Below are 24,978 nucleotides of genomic sequence, written 5' to 3'. Positions count from 1 at the left end.
CGACGGTAGTGTTCGGCAGGAAACTGAGTCTGGAGGATTTACCCGATGACCGCAGAAGACACGCGGACCACGACCGGGGAGCGCTTCGCGCAGACCCTCAACGGCGTCGACTTCGCTGTGGCGGACCTCTCCCTGGCCGAGTTCGGCCGCAAGGAGATCCGCCTCGCCGAGCACGAGATGCCCGGCCTGATGGCTCTGCGCCGCGAGTACGCCGAGGTGTACCCGCTCAAGGGGGCGCGCATCTCGGGCTCGCTGCACATGACCGTCCAGACCGCGGTCCTGATCGAGACCCTGGTCGCGCTCGGCGCCGAGGTGCGCTGGTGCTCGTGCAACATCTTCTCCACCCAGGACCACGCGGCCGCGGCCGTCGTCGTCGGCCCGCACGGCACCCCGGAGGAGCCCAAGGGCGTCCCGGTGTACGCCTGGAAGGGCGAGACGCTGCCGGAGTACTGGTGGGCCACCGAGAAGATGATGACCTGGCCCTCCGGCGGCGGCCCGAACATGATCCTCGACGACGGCGGCGACGCCACGCTGCTGGTCCACAAGGGCAAGCAGTACGAGGCCGCGGGCGTCGTCCCGAACGCCGAGGACAACGACCCGGAGGAGTGGGGCATCATCCTGGAGACGCTGCGCGCGTCCCTGGCCGCCACCCCGGACAAGTGGACCAAGATCGCCGACGGCATCCGCGGCGTCACCGAGGAGACCACCACCGGCGTGCTGCGGCTCTACCAGCTCGCCGCCGCCGGTGAGCTGCTCTTCCCGGCGATCAACGTCAACGACTCCGTCACCAAGAGCAAGTTCGACAACCGCTACGGCATCCGCCACTCGCTGGTCGACGGCATCAACCGCGGCACCGACGTGCTCATCGGCGGCAAGCTCGCCGTGGTCTGCGGCTACGGCGACGTCGGCAAGGGCTCGGCGGAGTCGCTGCGCGCCCAGGGCGGTCGCGTCGTCGTCACCGAGATCGACCCGATCTGCGCGCTGCAGGCGCTGATGGACGGCTACGAGGTCCGCGCACTCGACGAGGTCATCGAGAAGGCCGACATCGTCATCACCACGACCGGCAACAAGGACGTGGTGACCGCCGACCACATGGCCAGGATGAAGCACCAGGCCATCCTCGGCAACGTCGGCCACTTCGACAACGAGCTGGACATGGCGGGCCTGGCCCGGCACCCCGGCGTCACCCGGATCAACATCAAGCCGCAGGTCGACGAGTGGGTGTTCAAGGACGGGCACTCGATCATCGTGCTGTCCGAGGGCCGCCTGATGAACCTGGGCAACGCCACCGGCCACCCGTCGTTCGTGATGTCGAACTCCTTCTCCAACCAGGTGATCGCGCAGGTCGAGCTGTTCACCAAGCGCGAGGAGTACGACAACGAGGTCTACCGCCTCCCGAAGAAGCTGGACGAGAAGGTCGCCCGCATCCACGTGGAAGCGCTCGGCGGCACCCTCACCAAGCTGACCAAGGAGCAGGCCGAGTACATCGACGTCGACGTCGAGGGCCCGTTCAAGTCGGAGCACTACCGCTACTGATCCCAGTGGCCCAGTCTGCCCCGGCACGCAACCCGCGTGCCGGGGCAGACGTCTGTAGGGGTGCCCCCACCTGCGGGGTGTAACACCCGGGACCGTCGGAACGATCTTGGATAGTTCTGGCGCGCGCAGGGGGCGCGTCAGTGCCGGTGAGCCGCCCCGGGGGGTGGGAACTGGGGGGCGCCGGGGGCGGTGCCACCGTCAGAAGAGAGGGGAGACTCTTTTGACGGCAGCACCGCCCCCGGTTCCACTGTTCCCCCCGGCCCCGCCGAGGTGCGGCACGGCTCAGCGCGAAACGACGCCATGGGTATGGTCGCCGCGTGGGCCGACTCATCGTGATCGAGGGCTTGGACGGCGCGGGCAAGCGCACCCTGGCCGACAAGCTGACCACCGCGTTCACCCACGCGGGCGCGACGGTCACGGGCATGGCCTTCCCCAGGTACGAAACCTCCACCGAGGCCGAAGTCATCCGCGACGCCCTCTACGGCCACATGGGCGGCCTGGGTGAGGAGGTCTACGGCATGGGCATCCTCTACGCCCTGGACCGCCACCACGCCCGCGAAGACCTGATCACCGCCCTCACCACCCACGACGTCCTGCTCCTGGACCGCTACGTCGCCTCCAACGCCGCCTACGGCGCCGCGCGCGAGCACGAGGGAGCCCACGGCCCGTTCGTGGAGTGGGTGCACGCCACCGAGATCGAGCGCTTCGGCCTCCCCGTGCCCCACGCCCAACTCCTGCTCCGCGTCCCCCCGCAACTCGCCGCCCAACGCTCAACGGCCCGCGAACGCACCGACCCGGCCCGCCCCCGCGACACCTGGGAAACCGACGACGACCTGCAAACCAGGGTCGGCGAGGTCTACGAAGAACTCGCCGAAGCCAACTGGCTCTCCCCCTGGCACGTCATCGACGGCACCACCCCCACCGACATCAACACCCTGGCCGCCACCCTCCTCACCCCCTGACCCCAAACCGCAGGCCCAGCAGCCAGCCACCCAAACCCCACCGGCGCAGCCGCCAACCACCCCGCCAGCCACCAGCCTGGCGGCCAGCCGCCCAACCCCACCGACGCAGCCACTGACCACCCCGCCACCGCCGCCCCAGCGACCGGCCACCCCGAACCCCACCGCGCGCAGCCGGCAACCACCCCTCAAACCGCCGGCCCGGTGATCAAAGGCCCGGGTGGGTGGATTTGCTTGGGTGGGGGAAGCGATCATGTGCAAGCCTGCCTGGGCAGTGGGGCACTCTTTTCGCCCCACTCGGTCACACCGGGCACATGATCGCTGTAGGGGCCCCGCCCAAGCAGATCCACCCACCCGGGCACCCCGGCGAAAATCCCGGGCTTGTAAACACAGCCACGGCCCGCGCAGACCCCGCCCGCGCAGACCCCGCCCGCGCAGACCCCGCCCGCGCAGACCCCGCCCGCGCAGACCCCGCCCGCCCGGGGGCTGACCGCCCTTTTCAGCGTATCGACCCCTGACCAGCCAAAACAACCCCAGCCACCAGCCTGTGGATCACCAACGGGGGATGTGGACAACCCCACCGAACCCCCTACAGCGCCCCCACCACGTCCGCCCCCCACCGCGAGATCTCCGCCTCGATGTCCAGCGCCCGAGGCGCCCCCGGCACCGCCATCTCCGCGGTGACCCGCTCCCGCGGCACGAACCACGACACCTCGAACTCCACCCCGTCCGGGTCCTTCGCGTACAGCGACTTCGACACCCCGTGGTCCGACGCCCCGACCAGCGACCCGGCGGCGGTCAGCACCCTGGCGAACTCGGCCAGTTCCGGCAGCGTCCGCACCGACCAGGCCAGGTGGTACAGCCCGACCTGCCCGGCCACCGGTCCGACGGCGTCCGCCCCGACCCGGAACAGCCCCAGGTCGTGGTCGTTGTCGGAGTCCGCCGCGCGCAGGAACGCCGCCTGCCCGGGGAACTCGGTCACGACCCGGAAGCCGAGCAGGTCGCGGTAGAAGGCCACCGACCGGTCGACGTCGCGGACGTACAGCACGGCGTGGTTGAGCCTGCGGATGCCCATCGGGTGCTCCCCTCGAAGTGGTTCAAAATTCAACAGTACCTGATCGGGGGGACGCGCACGCACAGAGCGTGCACAGTGCGACGATGTGACCATGAAGGCACGTGTGCTGGTAGTGGACGACGACCCGGCTCTGGCCGAGATGCTGACCATCGTGCTCCGCGGCGAGGGTTTCGACACCGCCGTGGTGGCCGACGGGTCGCGCGCTCTACCCGCGCTGCGGGAGCTGAAACCCGACCTGGTGCTGCTGGACCTGATGCTGCCCGGGATGAACGGGATCGACGTCTGCAAGGCCATCCGCGGCGAGTCCGGCGTACCGATCGTCATGCTCACGGCCAAGAGCGACACCGTCGACATCGTGCTGGGCCTGGAGTCCGGCGCCGACGACTACGTGGTCAAGCCGTTCAAGCCCAAGGAACTGGTCGCCAGGGTGCGGGCCCGGCTGCGCCGCACCGAGAACGAGCCCGCCGAGACCCTCGGCATCGGCGACCTCACCATCGACGTCCCCGGGCACGAGGTGACCCGCGACGGCCGGGCCATCCAGTTGACCCCGCTGGAGTTCGACCTCCTGGTCGCCCTGGCCCGCAAGCCGCGCCAGGTGTTCACCCGCGAGGTGCTGCTCGAACAGGTCTGGGGCTACCGGCACGCGGCCGACACCCGCCTGGTCAACGTGCACGTGCAGCGCCTGCGGTCCAAGGTCGAGCGCGACCCGGAGCACCCGGAGGTCGTGCTGACCGTCCGCGGCGTCGGGTACAAGGCGGGCCCGCCGTGACCGGGGCGGGCCGGGTGGCCGCACTCCTCACCCGGCTCGCCGCCGCCCTCGGCCGCCTCGTCGCCGCGGGGCGGCGGCGATCGGTCGTGTTCAGCGAACTCTGGCGCCGCTCGCTGCAGCTACGCGTCGTCGTCAGCACCCTCGCGCTCGGTTCCGCCGTGGTGTTCGTGCTGGGCATCGTGCTGCAGAACCAGATCACCGGCCAGCTCCTGGGCACCAAGGAAGAAGCCGCGATCCAGCAGACCAGGGCCGCGGTCGGGATCGCCGAGCGCGAGCTGCTCGGCACCAGCGAGGACTCCGAGGTCCTGCGCAACCGGCTGACCAGCGCCCGCAACCGGCTGACCAGCTCGTCGCCGGACAGCTCCGCGGGCGCCTTCGAACCGGTGCTGGTCAACGACGCCCCCGGCATGTCCCGCGACCAGGTCAGCTACGCGGGCGACTACGACGCGGTGCCGCAGTCGCTGCGCGAGTTCGTGCTCCGGCCGACCCGGCCCACCGCCACCCAGATCCACACCGTGGAGCGCCCCAGCGGGCCGATCACCTACCTGATCGTCGGCACCCCGATCAACACCGCGGGCAGCGGCCGGTTGCAGATGCAGCTCTACATGCTCTACCCGCTGACCGCCGAGCAGACGACGATCAGCGCCGAGCAGAACACCCTGCTCGTCGGCGGCCTGGTGCTGTTGCTGCTGCTGGCGGGCATCACCAACCTGGTCACCCGGCAGGTGGTGCTGCCGGTGCGCCGCGCCGCCCGGGCCGCCGAGCGGTTCGCCGACGGCGAGCTGGACGAGCGGATGGTGGTCGCGGGCGAGGACGACGTGGCCCGGCTGGCCCAGTCCTACAACGAGATGGCCGAGAGCATCCAGCGCCAGATCCGGCAGCTCGAGGAGTTCGGCCAGCTCCAGCGCCGGTTCACCTCCGACGTCTCGCACGAGCTGCGCACCCCGCTGACCACCGTCCGGATGGCCGCCGACGTGCTGCACGCCTCCCGCGCGCAGTTCCCGGCCGGGCTGTCGCGCTCCACCGAGCTGCTGGTCGACGAGCTGGACCGGTTCGAGACGCTGCTCGGCGACCTGCTGGAGATCTCCCGGCTGGACGCGGGCGTGGAGGAACTGGTCTCCGAGTACGCCGACCTGCGCGCCATCGCCCGCCGCGCGGTGGAGTCGGTGCGGGTCATCGCGCGCAACGCGGGCAGCGAGATCGTGCTCGACCTGCCCGAGGAGGAGGCCACCGCGGAGGTCGAGTCGCGCCGGGTGGAGCGGATCATCCGCAACCTGCTGGCCAACGCGATCGACCACGGCGAGGGCAGGCCGGTCGAGCTGCGGATGGCGCTGGGCCCCGACGCGGTGGCGGTCACCGTCCGCGACCACGGCGTCGGGCTGCGCACGGGGGAGGCGGAGCTGGTGTTCAACCGGTTCTGGCGGGCCGACCCGTCGCGCAACCGGCACACCGGCGGCACCGGCCTCGGCCTGGCGATCAGCCTGGAGGACGCCCGGCTGCACGGCGGCGGCCTGGACGCCTGGGGCGAGCCGGGCCAGGGCGCGTGCTTCCGGCTCACGCTGCCCCGACTCCAGGACGTCGAGTATGGGGAGAGCCCGCTGCCGCTCCCGCCGGAGGACGCCCACCCGGTCGAGGAAGCGCAGCCGGAGCAGGTCCCGGAGGAGGTCCACCCGTGAACAGGTCGCCCCGACTGCTGGTGGTGCTGCTCGTGCTCGCCTGCGCGGCGGGGTGCGCGAACATCCCGGAGAGCACGCCGCCCCGCTTCGTCACGGAGCTGCCGCAGGTGGCGTCGCGGGTGGTGGACAACCCGTCGCCGGGGCTGAACCCGTACGGGCTGGTCGGCGAGTTCGTGACCAAGACCGGGTCGTCCGAGGCCGCGCGCGCCTACCTCACCCCCGAGGCGAGCGCCACCTGGTCGGGTACCCGTGAGCGGATCATCATCGAGGACGAGCCCAAGACGCTGCCGCAGTCGGTGCCCGAGGGCGACCGGGTCAACGAGCAGGTCGTCATCCTCACCGGCAGGCAGATCGGCAGGCTGGACCCGCGCCAGGCGTTCTTCGCCTCGGTGCAGCCGGTCGAGTACCAGTTCACGGTGGCCCGCCAGGCCGACGGGCAGTGGCGGATCTCCAAGGCGCCGGACTTCGCGCTGATCACCGAGGCCGCGTTCGTCGCCTCCTACCGCCGGGTGAACCTGGTGTTCTTCGACCCGGGGGAGAAGGTGCTCGTCCCGGACCTGCGCTTCATGGCCGCCGAACCGCGCGACAGCCTGGAGAGCCGGGTGGTGGACCTGCTGCTCGAAGGACCGTCCGACGGTCTCAAGGGCGCCGTGGTGAGCCAGCTCGACGGCGTCGGCCTGCGCACGAACGTGGTGACCGACTCCGACGGCGCGATCAAGGTCAACTTCGCCTCCGTCGACAAGACGGCGGAGGAGCGGGGCAAGTTGGCCGCCCAGGTGGTCACCACGCTCAGCGAGGTCACCACGAACCCGATCCGCCTGCTCAGCGACGACCGGGCGCTGGTCGCCACCAAGCAGGACTGGCGGGCCAGCGACATCAGCCCGTACGAGAACCTGACCACCTCCAAGCCCGACCTGCTCGGCCTCGCCGTCACCGGCGGCAGGCTGGTCTCCCTGCGCGACGGCAAGCCGGTCGACGGCCCCGCGGGCTCGGGCGCGTACGACGTCGTCACCGCCGCGCAGTCCCTCGACGGCAGCGCGCTGGCGGTCGTGCAGCGCACCGGCTCGGGGGTGCGGCTGCGCGTCGGCAAGGTCGACGGCGACCTCCCCGAGGTCGGCCTGTCCCAGGCCGCCACCCTGACCAGGCCCACCTGGCTGCTCAGCCCCGGCGAGGGCATCGCCCCCAACGAGGTCTGGACGGTGCAGGACGGCACCATCGTCACCAGGGTCGTGCGCACCGTCGAGGGCACGTGGGTGGGTTTCCCGGTCGAGGCCACCGAGCTGACCCGCGACGGCACCATCACCCAGTTGCGCCTGTCCCGCGACGGTGTCCGGGTCGCCGCCGTGGTCAACGGGCAGGTCCGGGTGGCGTCGGTGGTCCGCACCAACGACGCGGTGGCCATCCGCTCGCCGCTGACCCTGCAGGCGGGCGTGGTCAAGCAGGTCGTCGGCCTCGACTGGCTCGACCGGCAGACCCTCATCGCCGCCACCGAGCAGGCGTCGCTCCCGGTGGCCAGCCTCCCGATCGACGGCTTCTCGCTGACGCAGTTCAACAGCGCCAACCTCACCCTGCCGGTCACCGCCGTCACCGCCGCGCCCAGCCGCTCCACCCTGGTGATGGACAGCCTGGGCCTGTGGTCGACGCAGGAGGCGAACAAGGTCTGGCTGACCCACCAGCACGGCCAGCCCCCCGGCTCGATCCCCTTCTACCCGGGCTGAGGTCATTCCCCCAGGTCAAGGGCCTGTGGATGGTTTTCCCCGCGAATCCGCGATCCGCGCCATCCTCTTCCCATGACCTTCGACATGACCTTTGGCGCTGTCCTGGACCTGCTCCTCCCGCGCCGCTGCGCGGGCTGCTCCCGCCCCGGCACCCCGTGGTGCCCCGACTGCGCGTCCTGCTTCGCCGCGCCGTTCCCCGTCCGCCGCCCGGGGCTGCCGCCGGGTCTCCCGGTCTTCGCCGTGGGCGCCTACCGGGGCGCGGCGCGCAGAGCCGTGCTGGCGGCCAAGGAGCGGGGGAGGCGGGACCTGCTGGCGGTCCTGGCCGTCGCGCTGGCCGCGGCGCTGCACCGGCTGTTCCCCGGTCCACTGTGGTTGGTCCCGGCCCCCTCCCGCGGCGCCGCGAGCAGGCGCCGCGGCGGTCCACACATGACCGCCATCGCCGAGCGGGTGGCCCGGCTGCACCCGGCCCGGGTGGCCCACCCGCTCCGCCTCACCCGCGGTGCCCGCGACTCGGTGGGGCTCGGCGCCGCGGACCGCGCCGAGAACCTCCGCGGGCACCTGACCGTCCTCCCGGGAGCGCTGCCGCCCCCGCGCGCCCCGGTCGTCCTCCTCGACGACGTGATCACCACCGGGGCCACCGCGGCGGCGTGCACCCGGGCGCTGCGGGGGGCGGGCACCCGGGTGCGCGCGGTGCTCGCCTGCACCGCGGTCGTGTGATCGGGTTCCCGCATGGCGGGATGGCGCCTACACCGATCAGGTGAACACCGCGGGAACCCCCGGGCGTTCCGGGCCGTTGGCCAGGTATGCGGCTCAGCACGGAGCACGTCGGTCGGAGCGGTGGCGGTCCGAGCGTCCGGTTCGGACGCTGGTACACCGTCGCACGGTCACATGTGCTGAGCCATCAGGGTGAAAGCTCGCCCGCCCGATCGAGGGTCCCGTGGCGTTCAAACCTGTTTTTCATGGTTTATCCGTCGCGCCCAGTGAAATCCCCTCCCCGACAGAGGACCCCTGTCCCAGGGGCTGTTGCGAAGCGCCGCGCGGGGCTAACGTGCTGCGCTATCACCGTTTCCGGACGGCGGGAGGAGGCGAGTAGCCCATGACCCTGGCGCCGGTGGCGCGCTGACCACGCGGAGATCGTCTTCGCAGGTCGCGCCCTGTTCTGGACTTGGAATCCAGACCATCCCGGCGCTGAGAAGTTTCAGCGGAGCCAACACTCGCAAGCCGCGAGGGAGGTCGTGTATGGACATCGTGGTTAAGGGCCGTAACGTCGAGGTGCCCGAGCACTACCGGGTACACGTGGAGGACAAGCTGTCCCGTCTGGAGCGCTACGACCGCAAGGTCATCCGCTTCGACGTCGAGCTGTTCCATGAACCGAACCGCAGGCAGTCCAAGAACTGCCAGCGCGTCGAGATCACCGGCAAGGGCAAGGGCCCGGCCGTGCGCGCCGAGGCCTGCGCTGGCGACTTCTACGCCGCGCTGGACCTGGCCGTCGCCAAGCTGGAGAACCGACTCCGCCGCCTGCACGACCGCAGGCGCGTGCACCACGGGCGCCGCAGCCCCGCCTCCGTCGCCGAGGCCACCTCCGGCACGGTCGAGGCCCTCACCGAGGAGATCAACGGCAGCGGCCAGGCCAACGGCAGGCGCACCGCCGTGCTCGACGCGCCCGAGTACTCCGATGGTGTCGACCTGCCCGAGCAGCCGAACTGGGACGACGTGCCCGACAACCTGCCCGGCAGCGTCGTGCGGGAGAAGGAGCACCCCGCCAAGCCGATGAGCGTCGACCAGGCCCTCTACGAGATGGAGCTGGTCGGCCACGACTTCTACCTGTTCTCCGACGTCGACTCCGGCCTGCCCAGCGTCGTCTACCGGCGGCGGGCCTTCGACTACGGCGTGATCAGGCTCGTCTGAGCGACCCTCTCCGACCAGCGCGCCAGACCGGTGCCCCGGGCCGACCGCCCGGGGCACCGGCGTGCCCAGGAACCGATCGGGACAGCCACGCGTTGACCCCCTGATGGTGGCGGCCCGGGTACCCTGCCCCGCACCGCCGACGTGCGTCGGTGCGCGCGGGGCGGCGGGTTGCCTACGATGGCCAACAAGAGCGCCCCGCACGGGTGCACGACTATCAGCTAGCGAGGTCGACTCCGATGGTGCTGTCCCGAATTCTGCGCGCGGGCGAGGGCAAAATGCTCAAGCGACTGCGCAATATCGCAGAGCACATCGAAACCCTGGAGGACGACCTCCTCGATCTCTCCGACGATGAGCTGCGCGCCAAGACCGACGAGTTCAAGCTGCGCTACCGGGGTGAGTACGTCGACGCCGACGGGCGCGAGCACGCCGCCGAGACCCTCGACGACCTGCTGCCGGAGGCATTCGCGGTGGTCCGCGAGGCGGCCAAGCGGGTGCTCAACCAGCGCCCGTTCAAGGTCCAGCTCATGGGCGGTGCCGCCCTGCACCTCGGCCAGGTCGCCGAGATGAAGACCGGTGAGGGCAAGACCCTGACCTGCGTGCTGCCCGCCTACCTCAACGCCCTCGCGGGCGAGGGCGTGCACGTCGTCACCACCAACGACTACCTCGCCCGCCGCGACGCCGAGTGGATGGGCCGGGTGCACCGCTTCCTCGGCCTCAAGGTCGGCGCGATCCTGTCGGAGATGACCCCGGCCGAGCGCCGCGAGGCCTACCTCTGCGACATCACCTACGGCACGAACAACGAGTTCGGCTTCGACTACCTGCGCGACAACATGGCCTGGAGCCTGGACGACATGGTCCAGCGCGGGCACTTCTTCGCCATCGTCGACGAGGTCGACTCCATCCTGATCGACGAGGCCCGCACCCCGCTGATCATCTCCGGCCCGGCCGACCAGTCCTCGCGCTGGTACCAGGAGTTCGCCCGGCTGATGCCCATGATGAAGGGCATCGACACCACGACCATTAGCACGCAGGACCGCACCGCCAAGGCCGCCGAGATCGAGTCGAAGTACCACTACGAGATCGACGTGCGCAAGCGCACCGTGGCGGTCACCGACCAGGGCGTCCGGTTCGTCGAGGACCAGCTCGGCATCGACAACCTCTACGAGGCCGCGAACACCCCGCTGGTCGGCTACCTGAACAACGCGCTCAAGGCCAAGGAGCTCTACACCAAGGACAAGGACTACATCGTCCGCGACGGCGAGGTCCTCATCGTCGACGAGTTCACCGGCCGCATCCTGGCCGGGCGCCGCTACAACGAGGGCATGCACCAGGCGATCGAGGCCAAGGAGAAGGTCGAGATCAAGGCCGAGAACCAGACGCTGGCCACGATCACCCTGCAGAACTACTTCCGCCTCTACGACCGGCTCTGCGGCATGACCGGTACCGCCGAGACCGAGGCGGCGGAGTTCCACACCACCTACAAGCTCGGCGTGACCCCCATCCCGACCAACCGGGACATGATCCGCATCGACCAGCCCGACCTGATCTACAAGACCGAGCAGGCCAAGTTCCTCGCCGTCGCCGAGGACATCGCCGAGCGGCACGAGAAGGGCCAGCCGGTGCTGGTCGGCACCACCAGCGTCGAGCGGTCGGAGTACCTGTCGAAGCTGCTGGTCAAGATGGGCATCCCGCACAACGTGCTGAACGCGAAGTTCCACGAGAAGGAATCCATGATCATCGCCCAGGCCGGCCACAAGGGCGCGGTCACGGTGTCGACGAACATGGCCGGTCGCGGTACCGACATCGCCCTGGGCGGCAACCCCGAGCACATCGCCGAGGAGCGGCTGCGGGCCAAGGGCCTGGACCCGCTGGAGACCCCGGAGGAGTGGCGCGCGGCCCTGCCGGACGCGCTGGCCCAGGCCAACGACGAGGTCGCCGCGGAGAAGGACGAGGTCCGCGCCGCGGGCGGGCTCTACGTGCTGGGCACCGAGCGGCACGAGTCGCGCCGCATCGACAACCAGTTGCGCGGCCGCTCCGGCCGCCAGGGCGACCCGGGCGAGTCCCGGTTCTACCTGTCGCTGGGCGACGAGCTGATGCGCCGGTTCAACGCGGGCATGGTCGAGCGGGTCATGGACACCCTCAAGGTGCCCGAGGACCAGCCGATCGAGGCCAAGATGGTCACCCGGGCGATCAAGAGCGCGCAGACCCAGGTCGAGCAGCAGAACTTCGAGATCCGCAAGAACGTCCTCAAGTACGACGAGGTCATGAACAAGCAGCGCAAGGTGATCTACGCCGAGCGCGAGCGGGTGCTGCGCGGCGAGGACCTGCGCGAGCAGATCGAGCACATGATCGTCGACGTGGTCACCGCCTACGTCAACGGCGCCACCGCCGAGGGCTACGCCGAGGACTGGGACCACCAGAAGCTGTGGTCGGCGCTCAAGGCCCTCTACCCGGTGTCGGTCAAGTGGGACACCCTGGTCGAGCGGGCCGAGGAGGAGGGTGCCGAACTCGACCACGAGTACCTCCTGGCCGCCCTGGTCAAGGACGCCACCGACGCCTACGCCGCCCGCGAGGCCGAGATCGACGGCCGCGTCGGCGAGGGCGCCATGCGCGAACTGGAGCGCCGGGTCATGCTCTCGGTCCTCGACCGCAAGTGGCGCGAGCACCTCTACGAGATGGACTACCTCAAGGAGGGCATCGGCCTGCGCGCGATGGCCCAGCGCGACCCGCTGATCGAGTACCAGCGCGAGGGCTTCGAGATGTTCCACGTCATGCTCGACGCCCTCAAGGAGGAGTCGGTCGGCTTCCTGTTCAACCTCCAGGTCGAGCAGGCCGAACCCGAGCCCCAGCAGGTCCAGCTAGCCGCCACCCCGTCCGCCGTGCCCACCGTCGACCCGGCCGCCAAGGCCCGCCAGGCCGAACTCCAGGCCCGCCAGGCCCGCGCCGCCGAGGCCCAGGAGCGCGCCCAGGCCGAACGGGCCGCCGCGGGCACGGCCACCGAGAAACTGCCCCCCGCCCTGCGCGGAAAGGGCCTCGACGGCCCGGCCACCCAGCAGCTCAACTACTCCGGCCCCACCGAAACCGGCGGCGTCGAATCCCGCAGGGAGAACACCGACGACGAGGCGGGCGGCAGCGGCTCCCGCCGCGAGCGCCGCCAGGCCGCCCGCGACCAGGCCAAGAAGGGCCGCCGCGGCCCCCGCCGCTGAGTGATCCCCGACCCGGGAGTGGCGCGTCCGGCTGAGCCGGACGCGCCACTCCTGCTTTCCGCGGGTCCCACGGCGCGCAACCGAGCACCCGGGCAGCCCGATCGGGCGCCCGGTGGGCCTGCGAGCCGGTCTTCTCGCCTGCGGTTGGTGGGGTGGTCGGCCGGTCGAGCGCATCCACCCACCCGGGTTCGCGTGGTCGGACCGGTGGCGGGCGGGCGGCTGGGCGGCCCAGCCGATCAGCGCCGCTGGGTGCCTCGGTCGTTCGGCGTGCGGCCGGGGTGCCCGCTGATCAACCCTTCGGCTCAGTGCCGAGGACGGCCGTGCTGGTCGGCGGTGACCTCGTGGACGGCGGGCCGGTCCAGGTCCACCCGCCAGTCGTGGCAGCGGATCCTGGTGCCCGGTGGGTACTCGAAATCGCACTCACCGCGTGAGGTGAAACCGGCCGACCGGCAGACGGCGTTGGAGGCGGCGTTGCCCACCACCGGGTAGGCGTGCAGGTACCGAGGACCACCGGTCTCCCGCAACAGGGCGATGACCGCCCGCGCGGCGGCGGTGGCCACCCCGCGCCCCTGGAACCCGGGCAGCACCATCCACCCGGTCTCCCAGACGATCTCACCCCGCCACTCGGTCAGCCAGTGCCCGACACTCCCCGCCGCCCGCCCGTCCTCCAGGTCGACCCGGTACATCGCGCCCTTGCCCGACCAGGGCAGTTCCAGGTAGTTCTGGTGCCGCCGTTCGAGCGCCCCTGGTTCGACCGGCCCACCCAGGAAGGCCATCATCTCCGCCGAGTTGCACCGGTGCAGCAGCGCCAGGTCATCCTCGGCCCACGGCACCAGCCGCACACCGCTCACCCGGAGCATCCTCCCAGCGAACCCACCCCACCACCAGCCTGACCACCCCGGACCAGCCCCGGCAAGCGCTTGCTCCGGTCACCGCGGACACCACCCCCACCACCGGCTGCGCTGAACCCCATCGGCGCAGCCGCCGACCGCCCCGCCCCACCGGCCCGGTGACCGGCCACGCCGAACCCCTCGGCGCAGCGACAACCGGCCACCCCGCCGGGCGCACCAGCGAAACCCGGCTGCAAGGACGGGGTCGAGCAGACCGCACGCCAACCGGGATCCCGGCGACTGGTCCCCGCAACTCACCGCGCGGGCAGCAGCACTCGCAGCGCCACGCACCGCCACTGCCCGTCAACCGCCTCCATCCGCCCGGCGACCGCCTGCACCCGCCACTGCTCCCGCCCCGGCACCACCACCCGCACCGACGCGCTCAGCTCGATCGCCCCCGGCGCGACCCGGCAGGTGTGCAGCGACACCAGCCGGTGCCGCTGCCGCCCGGCCGCCCGCCACCTGGTCAGCAGCGCCTCGTAGACCGGGCCGACCACCGCCCCGCGTAGCTGTTCGGGGTGCCGCTTCCCGTCGAAGACCTCCAGCAGCACGGTCAGCAGCCTGCGCAGGGTGTCCCGGTCGGGTCCGGGTTCGTCGCGGGCGGGTGGGCCGTGCGGGGGGCGGGCCAGGGCCGCCACCGCCCGTTCCGGCGCTGGTGTCGGTGTGGACCACGGCTCCTCCGGTTCGCCGTACTCCGGCAGGATGCTCAGGCGCACCATGGTGTTTCCTCCCCCTAATCCGGTGATGTCGCCGGACAGAGGGGGCGGGCCCGCGCGGGGGGACCGATGTCACCTGAAAGGGGTTGCCGTGGAGTACGGGGCGCTGCTCGTGGACTACGCCGGGACGTTCACCGACGCGGGGATGGCGCGGGTGGTGGCGGACGCCAGGGCCCGGGGGCTCAAGACCGCGCTCGTGTCCAATGCGGACCGCGCGCCCGCCGGTCTGCCGGACCTGTTCGACGCGGTGGTCACCTCCGGTGAGGTGGGCACCGGCAAGCCGCACCCGGAGGTCTACCTGGTCGCCGCGGCCCGGCTCGGGGTGGCGCCGCGGCGGTGCGTGTTCGTCGACGACGTCGCCGAGTACGTCCGGGGTGCCGCCGCGGTCGGCATGACCGGTGTGCACCACCGGTCGGTGGAGTCCACAGTGGAGGAATTGGCGGTGTTGCTGGGCTGAGCCGCAGGCGGGCGGAGCGGCTACCGGGTCGAGCGGCGCACGAGTTCGAAGCACAGCACGGCCGCCGCGCTCGCCACGTTCAGCGACTCCACCCCGCCGCTCATCGGGATCGACACCCACCGGTTGACGTGCGGGCGCACCCCCTCGCCCACCCCCGCCGTCTCGCTGCCCAGCACGAACGCCACCCGTTCGGGGATCTCCGCGTCGAACACCGACCTGCGCGCCCCGGCGTCCATGGCGAACAGCGGGTACCCGGCGGAGCGCAGCTCGGCCGCGGCCTCCTCGGCGGTGTGGCAGCGCAGCACCGGAGCGGTGAACGCCACCCCGGCCGAGGCCTTGACCACCAGCGGGTCGATCGAGGCCACCCCGCGCCGGGGCACCACGATGCCGCCGATCCCGGCCGCCGTGGCCGTGCGCAGGATCATCCCGACGTTCGCGGGCGTGGTCACCCCGTCGAGCAGCAGCACCGACCGGGGCGCCGACCTCGCCGCCAGCGCGTCGGCCAGCCTGCGCATCCGCGGGGCCACCACGTCGGCCAGCACACCCTGGTCCTGCTTGCCGTTGCCCGCCAACACCTTCACCCGCTGCGCGGTCGCCCGCTGCACCGGGACCCCGCGGTCGCGGGCCGCGTCCAGGATCTCCCGGGCGGCGGCGCCGCGGGCGTTGTCGGCCAGCACGACCTTGTCCACCGACAGCCGGGGGTCGGCCAGCGCCTCCAGCACCGGCTTGCGGCCGTAGACGGTGACGAAGCGGTCTTTGGGGGAGGGCTCCTGCGACACGCCGTGCAGTCTGGCATGACCCTGCCCACGCACCGGTCACGCGTCACGTGATCGGCGGTCCGGTGTGCCAGGATCGAGGGCATGCCCGACCGACTGTCCGCCCTCGACGCGTCGTTCCTCTACCTGGAGGACCCGGTGACGCCGATGCACGTGGGCGGCGTCGCGGTGTTCCGGCGCCCCCGGTCCGGGTTCAGCTACGCGCAACTGGTCACGCTGGTCGAGCAGCGGCTGGCGCTGGTGCCGCGCTACCGGCAGAAGGTCGTCGGGGTGCCCGGGCACCTGGCCAGGCCGGTGTGGGTGGACGACCCGGACTTCGACGTCGCCTACCACGTGCGCCGCTCCGCGCTGCCCCGCCCCGGCAGCGACGAGCAGCTGTTCGACCTGGTCGGGCGGCTGCTGGCGCGGCCGCTGGACCAGAACCGGCCGCTGTGGGAGATGTACCTGGTGGAGGGGTTGGCGGGCGGGCACGTCGCGCTGGTCACCAAGACCCACCAGGCCCTGGTCGACGGGGTCCGCACGATCGACTTCGGCCAGGTCATCCTGGACGCGGCGCCGCAGGCGCCGGAGGAGCACGCCGAGGAGCCGTGGCTGCCGCGCCGCGAGCCCGGCGGCCCCCGGCTGCTGCTCGACGCCGTGTTCGAGACCGTGCGCAGGCCGCGCGAGCTGGTGGAGAACGTGCGCTCGGCGGTGACCGACGCGGTGGCCACCACGCAGAAGGTGGCCGGGGCGGTGGAGACGCTGGTGTCGGCCATCGGCATCGCCGCCCGCCCGGCGCCGTCGGGCCCGCTCAACGCCACCGTCGGCAAGGCCAGGCTGTTCGCGGTGGCCCGGGCCCGGCTGGCCGACCTGCGCGGCGTCCGCGCCGTGCACGGCGGCACGGTCAACGACGTCATCCTCACCGTGGTCGCGGGCGCGCTGCGCTCGTGGCTGCTCTCCCGCGGCGAGCAGATCACCTCCTCCACGGTGGTCCGGGCGCTGGTTCCGCTGGCGGTGCGCGACGAGGTGGGCGACGGCACGGTGCCGGGGATGCTCGGCAACCAGGTGACCGCCCAACTGGTCGACCTGCCGGTCGGCGAGCCCAACCCGTTCGTCCGGTTGCACCACGTCAGCCACGCCCTGCGCGCGCACAACGACTCGGTCCGCTCGGTGGCCGCCTCGGCGCTGCTGCGGGTCGGCGGCTTCGCCCCGCCCACCCTGCACTCGCTGGGCGCGCGGGCGGCGGCGTCGTTCTCGCAGCGGATCTTCAACCTGGTGGTGACCAACGTGCCGGGGCCGCAGATCCCGCTGTACGCGGGCACCGCGCGGATGACCGAGATGTTCCCGGTCATGCCCCTGAACAAGCACCAGGCCCTGGCCATCGGGGTCACCTCCTACGACGGCGGGGTGTACTTCGGGCTCACCGGCGACCGCAGCGCCATGTCCGACGTGGACGTGCTCGCCCGGATGCTGGAAGAGTCCGTCGAGGAACTGCTGACGACAGCGCGAGCTTGAACTGAAAGCGTGATGATCTTGAGGGTCTACCTGCCCGCGACGGTGTCCATGCTGCGCGCGCTCAACGACGGGGGCGAACTGGCCGCCATCGGCGGCACCGCGTTCGCGCTCACCCCGGCCCTGCGCGAGTCCTACGCCACCGGCGGCGACGAGGAGCTGGAGTACGCCGCCATGCTCGACGCCGCTCGCGCCTCGCTGCGCCTGCTCCAGGCCGAACTGGACGCCGACCCCGACACCCTGATGCGCCGCGCCGTGGTCTCCGCCGACGTCGACGGCGCCGTGCTGCGCCCGGACCTGGACCACTCGGTGGTGAAGCTGGCGGGGCCGGTCCCGCTCAAGGCCGTCGCCGCCGTCCACTTCGACACCGAGGACGCCGAGCCCGCGGTCCGCGCCGCCGCCGCCGTCATCGACGCCGCCGACCTGGGCGACCCCGACGCCGAGTTCACCCTCGGCGACGCCGAGGACCACGACCTGGCCTGGTACGCCGCCCAGGAGCTGCCCTTCCTGCTCGAACTGCTCTGAGCCCCCTGTGGATGGTTCCGCGCCCACCCCGCCGGGGCGTGACACCATGTCGGCGAGCGGGTCACAAACCCGGCAGCCGAGCCAGAGCAGGAGGCGAGCCACACGATGGACGCCGTCACGTCCGTGCCCACCCCGATCAACGAGCCGATCGGCACCTACGCCCCCGGCAGCCCCGAGCGCGAGTCGCTGGCGGCCAGGGTCGCGGAGCTGGAGGGGGAGCGGGCCGAGCTGACCATGACCATCGGCGGGCGGCGGCGGATGGCCGCCGGTGACCGCCTGGACGTGGTCCAACCGCACGACCACCGGCACGTCCTCGGCGTCACCGCCCAGGCCACCCACGCCGACGTGGCCGACGCGGTCACCGCGGCCAAGCAGGCCGCCCCCGACTGGCGGGCGCTGCCCTTCGACGAGCGCGCCGCCGTCCTGCTGCGCGCCGCCGACCTGCTCGCCGGGCCGTGGCGCGACACGCTGAACGCCGCGACGATCCTGGGCCAGTCCAAGTCCGTGCAGCAGGCCGAGATCGACTCCGCCTGCGAGCTGATCGACTTCTGGCGCCACAACGTGGCCTTCGCCCGGCGGATCGTCGAGGAGCAGCCGGTGTCGGCCCCCGGCACCTGGAACCGCACCGACCACCGCCCGCTGGACGGGTTCGTCACCGCGATCACCCCGTTCAACTTCACCGCCATCGCGGGCAACCTCCCCACCGCCCCCGCCCTGATGGGCAACACGGTGGTCTGGAAGCCCTCGCCCACCCAGCAGCTTGCTGCCCACTTCACGATGCGCCTGCTGGAGGCCGCGGGCCTGCCCCCCGGCGTGATCAACATGGTCACCGGCGACGGCGCGGCCCTGAGCGAGGTCGCCCTGGCCGACCCGGACTTCGCGGGCCTGCACTTCACCGGCTCCACCCCCACCTTCAAGCACCTGTGGCGCCGCATCGGCGACAACCTCGACACCTACCGCTCCTACCCGCGCATCGTCGGCGAGACGGGCGGCAAGGACTTCGTCGTCGCCCACCCCTCCGCCGACCCGGCGGCCCTGGTCAACGGCCTCGTCCGCGGCGCCTTCGAGTACCAGGGCCAGAAGTGCTCGGCGGCCTCCCGCGCCTACCTGCCCCGCTCCCTCTGGGACGGCGGGGTCCGCGACCACCTCGCCGACGTCACCGCCTCCCTCTCCTACGGCGACGTCACCGACTTCTCCCACTTCGGCGGGGCGGTCATCGACGCTCGGGCGTTCGCCAAGCACAAGCGGGCCCTGGAGGCGGCTGCCGCCAACTCCTCTCTGGAGGTCCTCGCGGGCGGCACCGCAGACGACAGCACCGGCTACTTCGTCCAGCCCACGGTCCTGGTCGGCAGCGACCCGCTCCAGGACGTCTTCACCACCGAGTACTTCGGTCCCATCCTGGCCGTGCACGTCTACTCCGACGCCGACTTCGCCAAGGTCCTCGAACTGGTCGACACCTCGTCCCCCTACGCGCTGACCGGCGCGGTCTTCGCCACCGACCGCGCCGCCGTCGAGCAGGCCCACCGGGCCCTGCGCTTCTCGGCGGGCAACTTCTACGTCAACGACAAGCCCACCGGGGCGGTCGTGGGCCAGCAGCCCTTCGGCGGTGGCCGCGCCTCGGGCACCAACGACAAGGCGGGCTCCATCCACAACCTCCAGCGCTGGGTGAGCCCCCGCTCCATCAAGGAGACCTTCGTGCCCCCGACCGACCACCGCTACCCGCACATGGGCTGACCCGGCGGCGGTCGCCGGGTGGTCGGCCGGTGCCGGGTGCGCGACCCGGCACAGCCCCTCCACGCGAAAGGGCCTCGCGGGACCGGAGTCCCGCGAGGCCCTGGTGGAACCGGCGGTCAGCCGCCCAGCGTGCCGACCTGCGAGGGGTCCGGCGCCTGGATGGTGACGTCCTTGCCCCAGTCGGTGTAGTCCGCCTGCATCTTGACCTCGCCCGCGCCCTCGACCGGCACGGTGGTGATCACGCGGACCGGGAGGTCGTCGCCGTTGACCCAGATCTCCATCGGGAGTTCCTTGACGCCCGCGGCCTGCATCTGCTTGCGGGTCTGCTCGTCGTAGCCGGACTCGGCGGTGAGCTTCGCGACGTCGACGACGATGGAGTAGTGGGTGGTCTGCTCGCCGTTGAGCTCGACCTTCTCCGACTTCGAGATCTCGCCCGCGTCGACGATCTTGGCGAGGGCCTCGCGCGGGTCCGATGCGCTGATCGAGTCCAGGGAGTCGCCCAGCGCCTTGGACATGGGGTCGTCACCACCGGGGGTGATCTTGATCCAGGGCTTGCCCGGGGCCACCTCGGTGGGCAGCTTCATGTAGAAGGTCTTGTCGGCGAAGACCATGGTCATGTCACCCTGGGGGGTGGTCATGGTCATCTGCATGGCCGTGTCCGCGCCCGCGAAGCTGAAGTCGCCCTCGCCGTCGATCGCCTGGCCGCCCGCGCTGCCGGTCATGGTGATGTGGGCGCTCTTGGCGTTGGTGCTCTTGTCCTTCACCGCGGCGGCGAGGGACTTGAGGCTGTCGAAGCCGGTGCTGGTCGGCTTGGTGTCGGAGGACGGCGCGCCCGCGGGAGCGGCGGTGCCGGACTCCTTCGCGTTGCACGCCGTCAGGGTCAGCGTGGCCAGCAGTGCCCCTGCGACCATCAGCCTGGTCTTGCCCATGGAGAAACCCTTCAGCATGTGTTCATCCGCTTTGTCACGGAGTAGACGCACGGAAACGCCGATCGGTTCTGTCCGATCGCGCCCGTCTTCGAGGGGAGTCGCCGCACCGTGGTTGTCCGTTAACCACCAACCGGTGTGATCTCAGTCCAACGGCCGCAGGACGCGGTCCAGCCACCCGGCCACGGCCCGCGCCAGCTCGGGGGACTCGCGCTTGAGCGAGTGGTCGCCCGGCAGCGACACGACCTCCCGGTGCGGGGCGGGGGCGGGCTGCCCGAACGGGTCCGCCAGACCCTGCACCACCAGGGTCGGGACCGGCACCGCGTCCAGCTCCGGCTGCCGGGTCTTCTCCGGCTTGCCCGGCGGGTGCACCGGGAACGCCAGGCACAGCACCCCCACCGCCTCGCCCTCGGCCGAGGTCCGGCAGGCGACCCTGGCCCCGGACGACCGGCCGCCGAACAGCAGCGGCAGCCCGGCGAACCACTGCTCGCCCAGGGCCGCCGCGACCGCCAGCCAGGCCGCGTCGAGCTGGCGGGCCGGGGCGGGGGCGCGTCGCCCGGCGACCCGGTACGGCTGTTCGACCAGGGCCACGTGCACCCCGGCGCCGGTGGCGCCGTGGGTGGCGGCGACCAGGTCGGGGGCGCTGATGCCGCCGCCCGCGCCGTGCCCGAGCAGCAGCGCCGCCCGGCCCTCGGCGGCGCAGTGCAGCTCGGCCCTGGCCGGGCCGTGCGGGGTGTCGACCTGCAGGGTGGTCACGAGCCGAACAGCGCCGGTTCGCCCGCCCCGGCGCCGGGGTCGACGCGGCGCAGCAGGTCGGCGCCGTTGTTGCGGACGCTGTTGACCGCCGGTGACACCGGCCGGATCTCCAGGGTGCCGACCAGCTCGGGGGTCGGCGGCACGAGCAGTTCGGACACCTCCGCCCGGTCCGGGTCGAGCCAGCCGTCCCAGTGGTCGCGGGGCAGCAGCAGCGGCATCCGGTCGTGCAGGTCGGCGAGCGGGCCGACGGCGGCCGTGGTCAGCACCGCGAAGGTGATGAGGACCCCCGAGTCGGGGTCGGCCCGGTCCCGCCAGGTCGTCCACAGGCCCGCCATGGCCAGGCTGTCGTCGTCCGGGCCGGTCGTGTAGTACGGCTGCTTGGCCTTGCCGTCGCGGCGCCACTCGTACCAGCCGTCGGCGGGGACGATGCAGCGGCGCTGGGCCAGCGACTTCTTGAACGAGGGCTTCTCGGCCGCGGTCTCGGCCCTGGCATTGATCATCTTCGCGCCGCCGGAGGCGTCCTTGGCCCAGGAGGGCACCAGGCCCCACTTCATGACCCGCAGGGTGCGCTCGGTGGTGCTGTCGTCCACGGTGCCCTCGGCGTCGCGCGGGTGCCGCTGCACCACCGCGACCACGTCCTTGGTCGGCGCCACGTTGTAGTCCGGCCGCCGGTCCGGCTCCCCGGTGGCGTCGACGGCGTCGAACTCGGCCGCCAGCGCCGCAGGGTCCTTCGAGGCCGCGTACCTGCCGCACACAGTCGTCCTCCCTCCGATCGGGGCCAGTCGAATCGTGGCACGCCCGCCGGGGCGGGTCGAGCCGGTCACCCGGTGGTGGCCGGGGTGCGGGAGGATCAGCCCATGTCGCAGTCCTGGTCAGCGCCGCTCGCCCCGGCCCCCGTGCACGCCACCGTCACCGTCCCCGGCTCCAAGTCCATCACCAACCGGGCCCTGGTGCTGGCCGCGCTGAGCCGCCGCCCGACCACCGTCACCGGGGCGCTGCGCAGCCGCGACGCCGACCTGATGATCGCCGCGCTGGTCGCCCTCGGCGTCCCGGTGGACTCCGACGGCACCACCGTGCGCACCGGCGCCCACACCGCGCTGACCGGCCCGGCCCTGGTCGACTGCGGGCTCGCGGGCACGGTCATGCGGTTCGTGCCCCCGGTCGCCGCGCTGGCCGAGGGCCGGGTCGACTTCGACGGCGACCCGCGGGCCAGGGAGCGGCCGATGGGCACCGTGCTCGACGCGCTGCGCGCCCTGGGCGCCGACGTCGACGGCGACGGGCTGCCGTTCGCCATCCGCGGCCGCGGCCACCTGCCCGGCGGCGCGGTCACCATCGACGCCTCGGCGTCCTCCCAGTTCGTCTCCGGCCTGCTGCTCTCCGGCGCCGCCTACGACGACGGGCTGACCGTGCACCACGACGGCGAACCGGTGCCGTCGCTGCCGCACATCGACATGACCGTGGAGATGCTGCGCGCCGCGGGCGTGTCCGTCGACGACTCCGAGCCGAACACCTGGCGGGTCGAGCCCGGCCCGATCGCCCCGGTCGACTGGGTCGTCGAGCCCGACCTGTCCAACGCCACCCCCTTCCTGGCCGCCGCCGCGGTCACCGGCGGGGAGGTCACCGTCACCGGCTGGCCCGCGCGCACCACCCAGCCCGGCGACGAGATCCGGCAGATCCTCAAGCTGATGGGCGCCGAGGTCGACCTGGCCGACGGCCGCCTCACCGTGCGCGGCCCGGACCGGCTCGGCGGCGTCGACATCGACCTGCACGACGTCGGCGAGCTGACCCCCACCGTGGCCGCGCTCGCCGCGCTGGCCGACGGCCCGTCGCGGCTGCGCGGCATCGCGCACCTGCGCGGCCACGAGACCGACCGGCTGGCCGCCCTGGTCGCCGAGGTCAACGGCCTCGGCGGCGACGCGGAGGAGACCGAGGACGGCCTGCTCATCCGCCCGCGCCCGCTGCGGGCGGGCCGGTGGCACGCCTACGCCGACCACCGGATGGCCACCGCGGGCGCCATCGTCGGCCTGGTCGTCGACGGCGTCACCGTCGACGACATCACCACCACCGCCAAGACCATGCCCGACTTCCCCGCGATGTGGTCGGCCATGCTCGACGGCGGGAGGGGCTGAGGTGTCCCGGCGCGGCGACTGGAGCAGGCTCGACGAGACCGACGTCCGGGTCCGCCCCGGCCGGGGCACCCGACCGCGCAGCAAGCGCCGCCCCGAGCACGCCGACGCCCTGTCGGCCATGGTCGTCGGCAAGGACCGGGGCCGCTGGACCTGCGCGGTCGAGGGCGACAAGGACCGGCTGCTGGTCGCCATGCGGGCCCGCGAGCTGGGCCGCACCCCGGTGGTCATCGGCGACCGGGTCGACGTCGTCGGCGACACCTCCGGCGGCCCGGACGCGCTGGCCAGGATCGTGCGGGTGGCCGAGCGCACCAGCGTCCTGCGCCGCACCGCCGACGACACCGACCCGTTCGAGCGCGTCGTCGTCGCCAACGCCGCCCGGCTGCTGATCGTCTGCGCCCTGGCCGACCCGCCGCCGCGCACCGGCTTCATCGACCGCTGCCTGGTGGCGGCGTTCGCGGGCGGCCTGCAACCGACCCTGTGCCTGACCAAGTCCGACCTCGCCGACCCGGCGGAGCTGCTGGGCAAGTACGCCGAGCTGGACCTCCCGGTCGTCATCACCCGCCGCGACGAGGAACCCGCCGAACTGCGCGCCCTGATCGGCGACGAGGTCTCGGCCATGGTCGGCCACTCCGGCGTCGGCAAGTCCACCCTGGTCAACCGCCTGGTGCCGAGCGCGTTCCGGGCCGTCGGCGTCGTCAGCGGCGTCGGCAAGGGCCGACACACCTCCACCTCGGCGGTGGCCCTGCCGCTGCCCGGGGGCGGCTGGATCGTGGACACGCCCGGCATCCGCTCGTTCGGCCTGGCCCACATCGAACCGAACGACATCGTCTCCGCGTTCGAGGAGTTCGTCGAGGCCGCCGAGGAGTGCCCCTCGGGCTGCGGGCACCTCGGCCCGCCCGCCGACCCGGACTGCGCGCTCGACACGGTCGTCGCCGACGGCACCGCCACCCCCGGCCGCCTCGCCTCGCTGCGCCGCCTGCTCGGTTCCAAGGCGGGCGTGGACGACACCGCCCCGGCCGCCGACTAGCGGCGGGCGCGGAACTTCACCCGAACGAGTGGACGCGGGCTCAGCGCGCGGCGATGGCCGCCGTCACCGCCCTGGTCAGCGCGACCAGGTCGGCCGAGGCCAGCTCGATCTCCAGCCCGCGCCGCCCGCCCGAGCAGAACACGGTCGGGAACGCCAGCGCCGAGGTGTCGAGAACCGTCCGCAGATGCTTCTTCTGCCCCAGCGGTGAGATCCCGCCCGCCACGTACCCGGTCGAGCGCTCGGCGGCGGCCACCTCGGCCATCCGCGCCTTCTTCCCGCCGACCGCCGCCGCCAGCGCCTTGAGGTCGAGCTGGGCGTCCACCGGCACGATCCCGACCACCAGCGCCCCGTCGACGTCGGCCAGCAGCGTCTTGAACACCCGCGACGGCTCGACGCCCAGCGCCTCGGCCGCCTCCAGCCCGTAGGACTCCGCCCTCGGGTCGTGTTCGTAGCTGTGCACCTGGTGGGTGATCCCGCGCTTGGCCAGCAGCGCGGTCGCCGGGGTTCCTCGTCCTGCCACGGGCGGCACCCTAGCGCGGAATGCGCGCCGCCCCCGCGGCGTTGTGCCAGGTGTGCAGACCGAGCTGATCAGGCAGAGCAGGAGGCCGAGTTCACGCTCCGGGCCGGGCAGGCGCGACGACAGCCGAGTAAGCTCGGTGCAGCCGTATGCGCACCTGAGCACGGGAGCGCGAGCCGCCGAAGGG

At 72.4% G+C, this 24,978-nt stretch carries 22 protein-coding genes; 14 read left to right on the top strand and 8 right to left on the bottom strand.

All coding sequences use genetic code 11. The features are described 5' to 3' along the window. Positions 1 to 45: 45 nt before the first annotated feature. A complete protein-coding gene (gene ahcY, locus L6E12_RS10095; RefSeq protein ID WP_236227634.1) occupies positions 46 to 1,536 on the top strand; it encodes an adenosylhomocysteinase in 1,491 nt (496 codons plus the stop codon). Positions 1,537 to 1,853: 317 nt separating this feature from the next. Beyond that, positions 1,854 to 2,498: a dTMP kinase gene (locus L6E12_RS10090; RefSeq protein WP_236227633.1), complete on the top strand. Its 645-nt coding sequence runs from the start codon at positions 1,854 to 1,856 to the stop codon at positions 2,496 to 2,498. A 586-nt stretch (positions 2,499 to 3,084) separates the two neighbouring features. On the opposite strand, the gene L6E12_RS10085 is transcribed toward L6E12_RS10090, so the two are convergent. After that, entirely contained in the window at positions 3,085 to 3,570 is a 486-nt protein-coding gene (locus L6E12_RS10085; protein ID WP_236227632.1) for a VOC family protein, read from the bottom strand. A 91-nt stretch (positions 3,571 to 3,661) separates the two neighbouring features. On the opposite strand from L6E12_RS10085, the gene mtrA reads away from it, so the two are divergent. From mtrA to secA, 6 genes are all read left to right on the top strand, one after another. Beyond that, positions 3,662 to 4,339 (top strand): MtrAB system response regulator MtrA, encoded by a 678-nt coding sequence (mtrA, locus tag L6E12_RS10080; protein ID WP_035282349.1) that lies wholly within the window; start codon positions 3,662 to 3,664, stop codon positions 4,337 to 4,339. After that, the gene (mtrB, locus tag L6E12_RS10075; RefSeq protein ID WP_236227631.1) at positions 4,336 to 6,015 is read left to right on the top strand and encodes an MtrAB system histidine kinase MtrB; all 1,680 of its coding nucleotides are present in this window, start codon (positions 4,336 to 4,338) and stop codon (positions 6,013 to 6,015) included. The genes mtrA and mtrB overlap by 4 nt, the downstream gene beginning before the upstream one ends. Next, entirely contained in the window at positions 6,012 to 7,733 is a 1,722-nt protein-coding gene (locus L6E12_RS10070) for an LpqB family beta-propeller domain-containing protein (protein WP_236227630.1), read from the top strand. The genes mtrB and L6E12_RS10070 overlap by 4 nt, the downstream gene beginning before the upstream one ends. A 72-nt stretch (positions 7,734 to 7,805) precedes the next feature. Next, positions 7,806 to 8,450, top strand: a complete 645-nt coding sequence (locus L6E12_RS10065) for a ComF family protein (protein ID WP_236227629.1) — start codon at positions 7,806 to 7,808, stop codon at positions 8,448 to 8,450. A gap of 522 nt (positions 8,451 to 8,972) precedes the next feature. Next, the gene (hpf, locus tag L6E12_RS10060; protein WP_236227628.1) at positions 8,973 to 9,641 is read left to right on the top strand and encodes a ribosome hibernation-promoting factor, HPF/YfiA family; all 669 of its coding nucleotides are present in this window, start codon (positions 8,973 to 8,975) and stop codon (positions 9,639 to 9,641) included. 236 nt (positions 9,642 to 9,877) lie between these two features. Then, positions 9,878 to 12,847, top strand: a complete 2,970-nt coding sequence (secA, locus tag L6E12_RS10055; protein ID WP_236227627.1) for a preprotein translocase subunit SecA — start codon at positions 9,878 to 9,880, stop codon at positions 12,845 to 12,847. 302 nt (positions 12,848 to 13,149) lie between these two features. Here the strand turns inward: secA and L6E12_RS10050 are convergent, their stop codons facing one another. Then, positions 13,150 to 13,698, bottom strand: a complete 549-nt coding sequence (locus tag L6E12_RS10050) for a GNAT family N-acetyltransferase (RefSeq protein ID WP_236227626.1) — start codon at positions 13,696 to 13,698, stop codon at positions 13,150 to 13,152. Between the two features lie 293 nt (positions 13,699 to 13,991). After that, positions 13,992 to 14,456, bottom strand: coding sequence for an Rv3235 family protein (locus L6E12_RS10045; protein WP_236227625.1), 465 nt, complete (start codon positions 14,454 to 14,456; stop codon positions 13,992 to 13,994). Positions 14,457 to 14,544: 88 nt separating this feature from the next. Here L6E12_RS10045 and L6E12_RS10040 point away from each other — a divergent pair, with 88 nt between their 5' ends. Then, positions 14,545 to 14,910, top strand: coding sequence for an HAD-IA family hydrolase (locus tag L6E12_RS10040; RefSeq protein ID WP_236227624.1), 366 nt, complete (start codon positions 14,545 to 14,547; stop codon positions 14,908 to 14,910). Between the two features lie 20 nt (positions 14,911 to 14,930). Here L6E12_RS10040 and L6E12_RS10035 read toward each other — a convergent pair whose 3' ends face one another. Further along, positions 14,931 to 15,689, bottom strand: coding sequence for a TrmH family RNA methyltransferase (locus L6E12_RS10035; RefSeq protein WP_374201857.1), 759 nt, complete (start codon positions 15,687 to 15,689; stop codon positions 14,931 to 14,933). Positions 15,690 to 15,770: 81 nt separating this feature from the next. On the opposite strand from L6E12_RS10035, the gene L6E12_RS10030 reads away from it, so the two are divergent. From L6E12_RS10030 to pruA, 3 genes are all read left to right on the top strand, one after another. Further along, positions 15,771 to 17,180: a wax ester/triacylglycerol synthase family O-acyltransferase gene (locus tag L6E12_RS10030; protein WP_236227623.1), complete on the top strand. Its 1,410-nt coding sequence runs from the start codon at positions 15,771 to 15,773 to the stop codon at positions 17,178 to 17,180. An 18-nt stretch (positions 17,181 to 17,198) separates the two neighbouring features. Next, positions 17,199 to 17,702, top strand: coding sequence for a hypothetical protein (locus tag L6E12_RS10025; RefSeq protein WP_236227650.1), 504 nt, complete (start codon positions 17,199 to 17,201; stop codon positions 17,700 to 17,702). 105 nt (positions 17,703 to 17,807) lie between these two features. Next, positions 17,808 to 19,436: an L-glutamate gamma-semialdehyde dehydrogenase gene (pruA, locus tag L6E12_RS10020; RefSeq protein ID WP_236227622.1), complete on the top strand. Its 1,629-nt coding sequence runs from the start codon at positions 17,808 to 17,810 to the stop codon at positions 19,434 to 19,436. 116 nt (positions 19,437 to 19,552) lie between these two features. Here pruA and L6E12_RS10015 read toward each other — a convergent pair whose 3' ends face one another. From L6E12_RS10015 to L6E12_RS10005, 3 genes are all read right to left on the bottom strand, one after another. Next, entirely contained in the window at positions 19,553 to 20,383 is an 831-nt protein-coding gene (locus tag L6E12_RS10015) for a hypothetical protein (RefSeq protein ID WP_236227621.1), read from the bottom strand. 123 nt (positions 20,384 to 20,506) lie between these two features. Then, positions 20,507 to 21,118 (bottom strand): alpha/beta family hydrolase, encoded by a 612-nt coding sequence (locus L6E12_RS10010; protein WP_236227620.1) that lies wholly within the window; start codon positions 21,116 to 21,118, stop codon positions 20,507 to 20,509. After that, positions 21,115 to 21,873: an SOS response-associated peptidase gene (locus L6E12_RS10005; protein WP_236227619.1), complete on the bottom strand. Its 759-nt coding sequence runs from the start codon at positions 21,871 to 21,873 to the stop codon at positions 21,115 to 21,117. Before L6E12_RS10005 ends, L6E12_RS10010 begins: the two co-directional genes overlap by 4 nt. Positions 21,874 to 21,975: 102 nt before the next feature. On the opposite strand from L6E12_RS10005, the gene aroA reads away from it, so the two are divergent. Then, positions 21,976 to 23,247: a 3-phosphoshikimate 1-carboxyvinyltransferase gene (gene aroA, locus L6E12_RS10000; protein WP_236227618.1), complete on the top strand. Its 1,272-nt coding sequence runs from the start codon at positions 21,976 to 21,978 to the stop codon at positions 23,245 to 23,247. Position 23,248: 1 nt separating this feature from the next. Next, on the top strand, positions 23,249 to 24,274 hold the full coding sequence (rsgA, locus tag L6E12_RS09995) for a ribosome small subunit-dependent GTPase A (RefSeq protein WP_236227617.1): 1,026 nt from the start codon (positions 23,249 to 23,251) through the stop codon (positions 24,272 to 24,274). Between the two features lie 40 nt (positions 24,275 to 24,314). Here rsgA and ybaK read toward each other — a convergent pair whose 3' ends face one another. Beyond that, complete coding sequence (gene ybaK / locus L6E12_RS09990) at positions 24,315 to 24,794, bottom strand: Cys-tRNA(Pro) deacylase (protein WP_236227616.1); 480 nt, start codon at positions 24,792 to 24,794, stop codon at positions 24,315 to 24,317. Positions 24,795 to 24,978 lie beyond the last annotated feature (184 nt).

Source organism: Actinokineospora sp. PR83 (assembly GCF_021056305.1).
Lineage (GTDB): Bacteria > Actinomycetota > Actinomycetes > Mycobacteriales > Pseudonocardiaceae > Actinokineospora > Actinokineospora spheciospongiae.
Note: the sequence above shows the minus strand (reverse complement) of the source record. Positions and strands in the feature narration are given on the sequence as shown.

Coding starts and splice junctions, on each gene's coding strand:
- ahcY (WP_236227634.1), top strand. CDS start 46: ATGACCGCAGAAGACACGCGGACCACGACCGGGGAGCGCTTCGCGCAG.
- L6E12_RS10085 (WP_236227632.1), bottom strand. CDS start 3,570: ATGGGCATCCGCAGGCTCAACCACGCCGTGCTGTACGTCCGCGACGTC.
- mtrA (WP_035282349.1), top strand. CDS start 3,662: ATGAAGGCACGTGTGCTGGTAGTGGACGACGACCCGGCTCTGGCCGAG.
- L6E12_RS10065 (WP_236227629.1), top strand. CDS start 7,806: ATGACCTTCGACATGACCTTTGGCGCTGTCCTGGACCTGCTCCTCCCG.
- hpf (WP_236227628.1), top strand. CDS start 8,973: ATGGACATCGTGGTTAAGGGCCGTAACGTCGAGGTGCCCGAGCACTAC.
- secA (WP_236227627.1), top strand. CDS start 9,878: ATGGTGCTGTCCCGAATTCTGCGCGCGGGCGAGGGCAAAATGCTCAAG.
- L6E12_RS10045 (WP_236227625.1), bottom strand. CDS start 14,456: ATGGTGCGCCTGAGCATCCTGCCGGAGTACGGCGAACCGGAGGAGCCG.
- L6E12_RS10030 (WP_236227623.1), top strand. CDS start 15,771: ATGCCCGACCGACTGTCCGCCCTCGACGCGTCGTTCCTCTACCTGGAG.
- pruA (WP_236227622.1), top strand. CDS start 17,808: ATGGACGCCGTCACGTCCGTGCCCACCCCGATCAACGAGCCGATCGGC.
- L6E12_RS10015 (WP_236227621.1), bottom strand. CDS start 20,383: ATGCTGAAGGGTTTCTCCATGGGCAAGACCAGGCTGATGGTCGCAGGG.
- aroA (WP_236227618.1), top strand. CDS start 21,976: ATGTCGCAGTCCTGGTCAGCGCCGCTCGCCCCGGCCCCCGTGCACGCC.